This window comes from Roseicyclus sp., assembly GCF_965662675.1.
Lineage (GTDB): Bacteria > Pseudomonadota > Alphaproteobacteria > Rhodobacterales > Rhodobacteraceae > Roseicyclus.
This window is the reverse complement of sequence record NZ_CBFIIK010000119.1, coordinates 1-7,819: the sequence shown is the minus strand read 5'-3', so window position 1 is coordinate 7,819 and position 7,819 is coordinate 1. Positions and strand designations below refer to the sequence as shown.

The 7,819-nt window shown below is 63.8% G+C and carries 8 protein-coding genes and 2 pseudogenes; 5 read left to right on the top strand and 5 right to left on the bottom strand.

Annotated features, from left to right (window positions below):
* A pseudogene (locus ACTG4J_RS13660) lies at positions 1-157 on the bottom strand (3-oxoadipate enol-lactonase); the annotation flags it as partial.
* Positions 158-296: 139 nt separating this feature from the next.
* Here ACTG4J_RS13660 and ACTG4J_RS13655 point away from each other — a divergent pair.
* Positions 297-1,391, top strand: a complete 1,095-nt coding sequence (locus ACTG4J_RS13655) for an alcohol dehydrogenase catalytic domain-containing protein (protein ID WP_439140294.1) — start codon at positions 297-299, stop codon at positions 1,389-1,391.
* A 10-nt stretch (positions 1,392-1,401) separates the two neighbouring features.
* On the opposite strand, the gene ACTG4J_RS13650 is transcribed toward ACTG4J_RS13655, so the two are convergent.
* On the bottom strand, positions 1,402-2,193 hold the full coding sequence (locus tag ACTG4J_RS13650; RefSeq protein WP_439140293.1) for an enoyl-CoA hydratase: 792 nt from the start codon (positions 2,191-2,193) through the stop codon (positions 1,402-1,404).
* A gap of 209 nt (positions 2,194-2,402) precedes the next feature.
* Between ACTG4J_RS13650 and ACTG4J_RS13645 the strand changes: the two genes are divergently transcribed.
* The 4 genes from ACTG4J_RS13645 to ACTG4J_RS13630 all read left to right on the top strand — a co-directional run bounded on the left by ACTG4J_RS13645 (position 2,403) and on the right by ACTG4J_RS13630 (position 6,561).
* A complete protein-coding gene (locus ACTG4J_RS13645) occupies positions 2,403-3,383 on the top strand; it encodes an SLAC1 anion channel family protein (RefSeq protein ID WP_439140292.1) in 981 nt (326 codons plus the stop codon).
* Positions 3,384-3,596: 213 nt separating this feature from the next.
* Positions 3,597-4,058, top strand: a complete 462-nt coding sequence (rplM, locus tag ACTG4J_RS13640) for a 50S ribosomal protein L13 (protein ID WP_439140291.1) — start codon at positions 3,597-3,599, stop codon at positions 4,056-4,058.
* A gap of 2 nt (positions 4,059-4,060) precedes the next feature.
* Complete coding sequence (gene rpsI, locus ACTG4J_RS13635; RefSeq protein WP_439140290.1) at positions 4,061-4,555, top strand: 30S ribosomal protein S9; 495 nt, start codon at positions 4,061-4,063, stop codon at positions 4,553-4,555.
* A 173-nt stretch (positions 4,556-4,728) separates the two neighbouring features.
* On the top strand, positions 4,729-6,561 hold the full coding sequence (locus ACTG4J_RS13630) for an ABC-F family ATP-binding cassette domain-containing protein (protein WP_439140289.1): 1,833 nt from the start codon (positions 4,729-4,731) through the stop codon (positions 6,559-6,561).
* On the opposite strand, the gene ACTG4J_RS13625 is transcribed toward ACTG4J_RS13630, so the two are convergent.
* From ACTG4J_RS13625 to ACTG4J_RS13615, 3 genes and pseudogenes are all read right to left on the bottom strand, one after another.
* Entirely contained in the window at positions 6,558-6,953 is a 396-nt protein-coding gene (locus ACTG4J_RS13625) for a c-type cytochrome (protein WP_439140288.1), read from the bottom strand. The genes ACTG4J_RS13630 and ACTG4J_RS13625 overlap by 4 nt on opposite strands.
* Before the next feature lie 133 nt (positions 6,954-7,086).
* Positions 7,087-7,218: a hypothetical protein gene (locus tag ACTG4J_RS13620; protein ID WP_439140287.1), complete on the bottom strand. Its 132-nt coding sequence runs from the start codon at positions 7,216-7,218 to the stop codon at positions 7,087-7,089.
* Between the two features lie 389 nt (positions 7,219-7,607).
* Positions 7,608-7,819, bottom strand: a pseudogene (locus tag ACTG4J_RS13615) (hypothetical protein); the annotation flags it as partial.

The window sequence follows — 7,819 nt, the reverse complement described above, 5'->3', positions numbered from 1 at the left end:
AGCGGATGACGCGCAGGCCCGCGGGCAGCTGCGGCACGATCTCGTCCCATAGGCGGAAATCGGTGCCCAGCGAATTGGCAAAGACCACCGCGGGCGCGTCGCGGGGGCCTGTGTCGGCGTAATGAAGCACCACATCGCCCAGATCGAGACTATCCATCTTTCCCCCCGTCGCCTTGTGTCTGTGGTTTTGCGCCACCCTGCCACAGCGCGCAAGTCTTTGTCTCGACCCGGTTAGGGCTTGCCGTTGCCCGCGTCTGTGCGAGGATGCAGCCAAGACGCCGCTAGGGAGAGAGCCGATGCCATCGACGATCCGCGCCGCCGTTTGCCGTGCTTTTGGTCAACCGCTTGCGATCGAGACATTGCAGCTGCGCGATCCCGGCCCGGGCGAGGTGGAAGTCGCGGTCGAGGCGGTCGCGGTATGCCACTCCGATATCTCCTATATCGAAGGGGCATGGGGCGGGGCGCTTCCGGCTGTCTATGGCCATGAGGCGGCAGGGCGCGTGACGGGCTTGGGCGCGGGGGTCGCGCATCTGCGACTTGGTGATCGGGTCTTGGTCACGCTGATACGCGCCTGCGGCACCTGCCCAAGCTGCGCAGGCGGAAAGCCTGTCTATTGCGCAAGCAAGGATACGCGCGCGCCCAAGCTGACCGATGCCGATGGTGCCCCGGTGCAGGCGGCGATGGATTGTGGGGCCTTCGCCGAAAAGGTCGTCGTCGATCAAAGCCAGATCGCCCCCTTGGGCGAGGCGATCGCACCCGAGGCGGCCTGTCTTCTGGCTTGCGGGGTGCCGACGGGCGTGGGGGCGGTGGTCAATACCGCCAATGTGCGGGCGGGCGAAACGGTGGTGGTGATCGGGGCAGGGGGTGTCGGCCTTAATGTCGTGCAGGGCGCGCGGCTGGCAGGTGCCGCGCGGATCGTGGCGATGGACCTTGAACCATCCAAGCTTGACGATGCGCGCGCCTTTGGCGCGACCGACACGATCCTTGCAAGCGAAGCCGAGCCTTGGCGCGCTTTGTCGGCCATGACCCGCGGACGCATGGCACAGCATGTCTTTGTCAGTGTCGGCGCGATCCCCGCCTATGATGTGGCCCCGCGCCTGATCGGCTGGGGCGGCACGGTCTATGCGGTGGGCATGCCCCATTCCGGCGAAAAGGCCCATTACGAGCCGGTGATCATGGCCTTCACCGGCCAGGGCATGCGCGGCACCAAGATGGGCGATGTCGTCTTGTCACGCGACATCCCGTGGATGGTCGATCTTTACGGTCAAGGGCGGCTGATGCTGGATGAGCTGATCTCGCGGCGCTGGGCCTTTGACGAGATCAACCAAGCCATCGCCGATACCAACGCCGGACAGGCGCGGCGCAATGTGTTGATCATGCCGGGGCTTTGATGCTGCGGCGCTACTGCGCCCAGTCGGGTTTACGCTTTTCCAAGAAAGCCGCGACGCCCTCGGCGGTGTCGGGGGCGCGCATGTTCTCGACCATCGCTTGGCCCGTCATCGCATAGGCCTGATCCAGCGGCAGGCCGAGTTGGTCGTAAAAGGCGCGCTTGCCGATCCGCACGGCGACACCCAGCTTGCCCGCGATCTGTTCGGCCAAAGCGGTGGTCGCATCCGACAGATCGGCGGACGGCACCACGCGGTTGATCAGCCCAAGGTCCGCCGCACGCTCGGCGGTGATGAAATCGCCCGTCACCAACATCTCGAAGGCCTGCTTGCGCGTCACGTTGCGCGAAAGCGCCACCATCGGCGTCGAGCAAAACAGCCCGATATTCACCCCGTTCACCCCGAAACGGCAGTCCTCGGCGGCGATGGCCAGGTCGCAACTTGCCACCAGCTGACAGCCCGCCGCCGTGGCGATGCCATGCACCTCGGCGATCACGGGTTGGGGCAGGCGAGGGATCATCTGCATCATCGCGCCGCAGCGGGTGAACAGATCATGCAGCGCTTGTGCGCCCTGATCGGGGCCTGCGCGCTTGTCGCGCATCTCGTTGAGGTCATGGCCCGCGCAAAACGCCTTGCCCGCACCGCGCAGCACGATCACGCGTTGGCTGGGGGCATTCATCATGTCTTCGAAACGCGCACTGACCGCGGCGAGCATGGCATCAGACAAGGCGTTGAGCCGCGCGGGCAGGTTCAGCGTCAGATATGTGACCGCCCCTCGATCTTCGCGCAGTACCAGTTCATCGGACATGGCTTGCCCCCCTTTGCTCTTGGCGATCGCTGAACGCCTATCGTCTTACCCTTTTATACCCATCACGGCGCGGCCCGAAAGCGCCGCTTGCGACCCTTCCGTCGGTGCGTGCGGCCCCAAGGCGAGATCGTCGCAGCGCTATTTGCGCCCTGTCGCCGGTCATGGCCACGGGTTATCATTGACAGTGACAACCCGGATTGAGGCCCAGCATGACCGACACCCCGCCAGACACCGCACAGGAATTCAGCCGTCTGGCCCATTTCCCCGTGACGTTTTTCGCCGTGCTGATGGGGCTTTTCGGTTTGGCCTTGGCGCTGCATGCAGCCGCTGAAAGCTTTGCCATGGCCGCATTGGCCGCCCGCGCGGTGCTGTGGCTGGGGCTTGGCTGTTTCGTGGCCGTGGCCGCGATCTACCTGCTCAAGCTGGTCCGCCACCCCGCAGCGGTCAGTGCCGAATGGCATCATCCCGTGCGGCTCGCATTTTTCCCCACTATCACCATCTCGCTTTTGTTGATGGCGACCGCGATCCATGGCTACCGCCCCGATCTGGCAGCGCCATTGTGGCTGTTGGGCGCGGCGGGCCAAGGGATTTTGACCATCGCCGTCATCTCGGGCTGGATCAGCCACCGCGCCTTCGAGGTCGGGCATCTGACGCCGGCATGGTTCATCCCGGCGGTCGGCAATGTGATCGTGCCCTTGGCCGGCGCGCCGCTGGGCTGGGTCGAGATCAGTTGGCTGTTCTTCGCGGCGGGTATGATCTTTTGGCTGATCTTGCTGGTGCTTGTCTTCAACCGCCTGATCTTTCACGCGCCGATCCCCGCGCGGCTCTTTCCCACGCTGGTTATCTTGATCGCACCGCCCGCCGTGGCCTTTGTCTCGTATGTCCGGCTGGTGGGCGGGGTCGATCCCTTCGCTCATATCTTGCTCAGTGCGGCTTATGTCTTCACCATTCTGGTCATGGTGCAGGTGCCGAAACTGTTGCGCCTGCCTTTCGCGTTGAGTTGGTGGGCGCTGAGCTTTCCGCTCGCCGCGCTTAGCGTGGCCAGCTTCGTCTATGGGCGTGCGCAATCAAGCGATGCCCATCTGGTGATCGGGTTGCTTGTGCTGGTGACGCTGTCGGTGGTGGTGGGGGGGCTATTGTGGCGCACCGGCTTGGCGGTCATGCGTGACGAGATCTGCCGTCCCGAGTGACTTGCACGGCCCAATTCCACCGGCCCGACGGCGAACTTTGTGGGGTAAAATAATACCTCAAATACAACCCATTGTTTTCAAACAGTTTCATGGATTGCAAGCCCATTGACGACGGCGTGAATTCGGGTAGAAGACGCCATCACAGCGCGGCGACAAGCCGCAAATGTCATTCTGGCCGGGTGATCCCACCCGCCCCCGAAAGGACCGACGGACATGAAAACCTTTTCTGCCACCCCGGCGGATATCGACAAGCAGTGGATCTTGATCGACGCCGAGGGCGTCGTTCTGGGCCGCCTCGCCTCGATCATCGCCATGCGGCTGCGCGGCAAGCACAAGCCGACCTTCACCCCCTCGATGGACATGGGCGACAATGTCATCGTCATCAATGCCGAAAAGGTGCAGGTGACGGGCAACAAGCGCAACAAGCAAAACTACTGGCACACCGGCTTTCCCGGCGGGATCAAGTCGCGCACCACTGGCCAGATCCTCGAGGGTGATCACCCCGAGCGCGTGGTGACGCAAGCGGTCAAGCGCATGCTGCCCGGCGGCAAGCTGAGCCGTCAGCAGATGACCAACCTGCGCGTCTATGCCGGCACCGAGCATCCCCATGATGCCCAACAGCCCACCGTTCTCGACGTCAAGTCGATGAACCCCAAGAATACCCGGAGCGCATGACCATGGCCGAGACACTCTCTTCGCTCGACGCGCTGAAAGGCGCAGTTGATGCAAGCGCGCCTGCTGCGCTCTCTTTCGATGATGCACCTCGCACGCCCGTCCGCGACGCGCTGGGCCGTGCATATGCAACCGGCAAGCGCAAGGATGCGGTCGCCCGCGTCTGGATCAAGCCCGGCTCGGGCAAGGTCGTGGTGAACGGCAAGGACATGTCGGCCTATTTCGCGCGTCCCGTTTTGCAGATGATCTTGCGTCAACCCTTCACCGTCGCCGGTGTCGATAACGAGTTCGACGTGATGGCGACCGTCAAGGGCGGCGGCCTGTCGGGTCAGGCAGGCGCGGTCAAGCACGGCATCTCCAAGGCGCTGCAGCTTTATGAACCCAGCCTGCGCGGCGCGCTGAAAGCGGCAGGTTTCCTGACCCGCGACAGTCGCGTGGTGGAACGCAAGAAGTACGGCAAGGCCAAGGCCCGCAAGAGCTTCCAGTTTTCCAAGCGTTGATTTCGCGCAATGTGCGATGTTGGAAAGGCCGCCCCCCGGGGCGGCCTTTTTCGTTGGGCGTGCCATGCTCGGATGGGCTGGGCGCATGGCGCGGGTTTCGCGTATTTGGAGAAAGATGAAGGGGTTTTTCACGAGTGCTTGACCTTGCTTCTGGCGAAGACTAGCTGCCTTCCATGGCGCGCGCACCCCTTTTGCAATTGACCGATATCTCACTGACCTTCGGTGGGAACCCGGTGTTTTCCGACCTCTCGCTCGTGGTGCAGGAGGGCGACCGCCTTGCGCTTGTCGGGCGCAATGGATCGGGCAAATCCACCTTGATGAAGGTCATGGCCCGGCTTGTGCTGCCCGATACCGGCAATGTCGTCACCCCCGATGGCGTCCGCGTGGGTTACATGGAGCAAGAGCCTGATTTTGTGGGCTTTGCGACCTTGGGCGATTATGCCTCCGCCGGTCTGGATGCGGGCGAGGAATGGCGGGTCGAGGCGGTGGCCGAGGGTTTGAAGCTCAAGCTCGCGGCCGACCCGGCGCGCGCCTCGGGTGGCGAACGGCGCCGCGCGGCCTTGGCCCGGCTGTTGGCCGAGGCACCCGAATTGATGCTGCTCGACGAGCCGACCAACCATCTCGACATCGAGGCGATCGGCTGGCTTGAACGCGAGCTTTCACAATCGCGGACCGCTTTCGTGCTGATCAGCCACGACCGCGCCTTTCTGACCGCCTTGGCGCGTGGCACGCTGTGGCTCGACCGGGGTGTGGTGCGCCGCCAAGACCGGGGTTTTGCCGATTTCGAGGCGTGGCGCGACAAGACATGGGATGATGAAGATCAGGCCCGCCATAAGCTGGATCGCAAGATCAAGGCCGAGGCACGCTGGGCCGTCGAAGGCATCAGCGCGCGGCGCAAGCGCAACCAGGGCCGCGTGCGCGCATTGCAGGATTTGCGCGCCGAACGTGCCAATATGATCCGCCGCCAAGGTGCCGCGGAAATGGTGCTTGATGCGGGCCAAGCCTCGGGCAAGCGGGTCATCGAGGCGGTGGGCATTTCCAAAGCCTTTGGTGAGCGCACGATCCTGCAACCCTTCGATCTGCGCATCTTGCGCGGTGACCGGGTGGCTTTTGTCGGCCCCAATGGTGCGGGCAAGACCACGCTGCTTAATATGCTGACCGGCCAGACCGCGCCTGATACCGGGACCGTGACGCTGGGCACGGGGCTGGAGATGGCGGTCTTCGACCAGACGCGCGCCCAACTCGACCCCGAGGCGACGCTATGGGACAGCCTGACCCAAGACCCCGCCGCGCGCGTCAGTGGCCGTTCGGATCAGGTCTTGGTGCGGGGCGAGCCGCGCCATGTGGTGGGCTATCTCAAGGATTTCCTGTTTGACGAGGCGCAGGCGCGCGCGCCGGTTCGCTCGCTTTCCGGGGGTGAAAAAGCGCGGCTCTTGCTGGCCCGGATCATGGCGCGCAACTCCAACCTTTTGGTTTTGGATGAACCGACCAATGATCTCGACATCGAGACGCTGGATTTGCTGCAAGATCTCTTGGGCGATTATGCGGGCACGGTGCTGTTGGTCAGCCATGACCGCGATTTCATCGACCGCGTGGCCGGCACGACCATCATGCTCGAGGGCGATGGCCGCGCCGTGGCCTATGCGGGGGGCTGGTCCGACATGCTGGCGCAGCGCGCGGAAAGCAGGCCGCCCACAGAGCCGAGCAAACCGGCCAAACCCAAAGCAGCCACCACAGCGCCCGTCGCGATCAAACCCGCCGCAGCGGCGAAATCGGCGCTGAGCTTTACCGAAAGCCACCGCCTCAAGGCGCTACCGGGCGAGATTGCCCGGCTGGAGGCCGAGATCGCCAAGCTGATGGAGCTGATGGCCGACCCCGACCTTTTCACGCGCGAACCGGTCAAGTTCCGCAAGGCGAGCGAGGCGCTGGATGAACGCCAAGCCAAGCTATCGGCCGCCGAGGAAGAGTGGCTGATGCTGGAAGAGAAAGCCGAAAGCGCGGGCTAATCCTGCAGCGTGATCAAATAGGCGATCAGATCGGCGACGGGGCGGCTCATCAAGATCGGCTGCCCGTCTGGCCCGGCCATCGCCACATCCGCGCCGACCCCTTCGAACCAACGACCGAAGAGCGGCATATCCCCCCCATGGGCCGCGCGCGGGCGGCGACCGTCGATCTGTTCGGCGACCGCAAGGATGGGAAAGGCACCCGTCCCGCCCAGTTTGGTCAGATCGCTGGGGGGCGTGCGCAACAGATCGGCCATGGTGCCATCGCCGCGCGCCTCCGGCCCGTGGCAAGCGGCACAGAAATCGCGGTACAGCACCGCGCCCGCGTCGATATCTTGCGCGGCCACGGCTGGGCCGAGCAGGCAAAGGCAAAGGGCAAGGGGCAAGGCGCGCATCGGGGGCCCTCCGGTTTGGGTTGGGCCGAGGATGACACCTTGGCACCATGCGCGCCTTGATGTGGGTCAACGGGATAGGCCGGGCCTGAGCCCGGCCTATGTTTGAGGGGGTGGCGACAGGGCGGGCTTACGCCTATTTGCCCTTTTTGCCGGCGCCGATATCAAGCGGCTTGCCCGCGTTGGAATTGGCCGTGGCCAAGACCTTGGGCTTTTCCTTTTTCGGCTTCTTGGTCTCGCGATTGCCTTTGTTCTTTTCCTTGGACATGGGGAAGATCCTTCAGCTTTGGGTGCCGCACGAGGCACGATGCCTTGCGCGGGCCGATGCTCAGGGGCGATCAGGGTTGCCTGCGATGGGCAGGGCGATGATGTCCGGTGAGGGGGCGCTTGGCCCCTGCGGGGAAGGTAGGGGGTTGGAGGGAAGGGGGCAAGGGGCTGGCACAGGCCAAAGCGGTGTTGCGCCTTGTTACGGGTCGTGGGGAAGACCCCGGCCGGAACAGCACCGCAGGTGCCCCCCTTGAGCACATCGCGAATGGGATGTGCTTCCGGGCAACGGGCCAGCGCCTGCCTGAGCGTGCGCTTGCGCGCGCGAACCGGCAGCGCGGTGCTTTGGACCGCGCGGGAGGCGCCCCCCCCCGGGGATGCATCTTAAGGTTGTTAATCCCACTCTTTAGGCTTGGGATTGTTCGTTTGGTAGAATTCTCGCACGAGATCAATATAATCAACGAAGTCTGTGTTCTGATCGGCAAGCCGGTTGGCCGCATCCCAATCAATGTCCTGCTTTTCCCTACCAGGAATCAGGAACTGACTTTCGGATCTATTTTCAAGGTCTAACCTAATTGTCACATCAAGTGAGGTAGTATGGCTGT

Excerpts from the sequence above, each read along its gene's own strand:
- ACTG4J_RS13655 (WP_439140294.1), top strand. The coding sequence starts at position 297 with ATGCCATCGACGATCCGCGCCGCCGTTTGCCGTGCTTTTGGTCAACCG.
- ACTG4J_RS13650 (WP_439140293.1), bottom strand. The coding sequence starts at position 2,193 with ATGTCCGATGAACTGGTACTGCGCGAAGATCGAGGGGCGGTCACATAT.
- ACTG4J_RS13645 (WP_439140292.1), top strand. The coding sequence starts at position 2,403 with ATGACCGACACCCCGCCAGACACCGCACAGGAATTCAGCCGTCTGGCC.
- rplM (WP_439140291.1), top strand. The coding sequence starts at position 3,597 with ATGAAAACCTTTTCTGCCACCCCGGCGGATATCGACAAGCAGTGGATC.
- rpsI (WP_439140290.1), top strand. The coding sequence starts at position 4,061 with ATGGCCGAGACACTCTCTTCGCTCGACGCGCTGAAAGGCGCAGTTGAT.
- ACTG4J_RS13630 (WP_439140289.1), top strand. The coding sequence starts at position 4,729 with ATGGCGCGCGCACCCCTTTTGCAATTGACCGATATCTCACTGACCTTC.
- ACTG4J_RS13625 (WP_439140288.1), bottom strand. The coding sequence starts at position 6,953 with ATGCGCGCCTTGCCCCTTGCCCTTTGCCTTTGCCTGCTCGGCCCAGCC.
- ACTG4J_RS13620 (WP_439140287.1), bottom strand. The coding sequence starts at position 7,218 with ATGTCCAAGGAAAAGAACAAAGGCAATCGCGAGACCAAGAAGCCGAAA.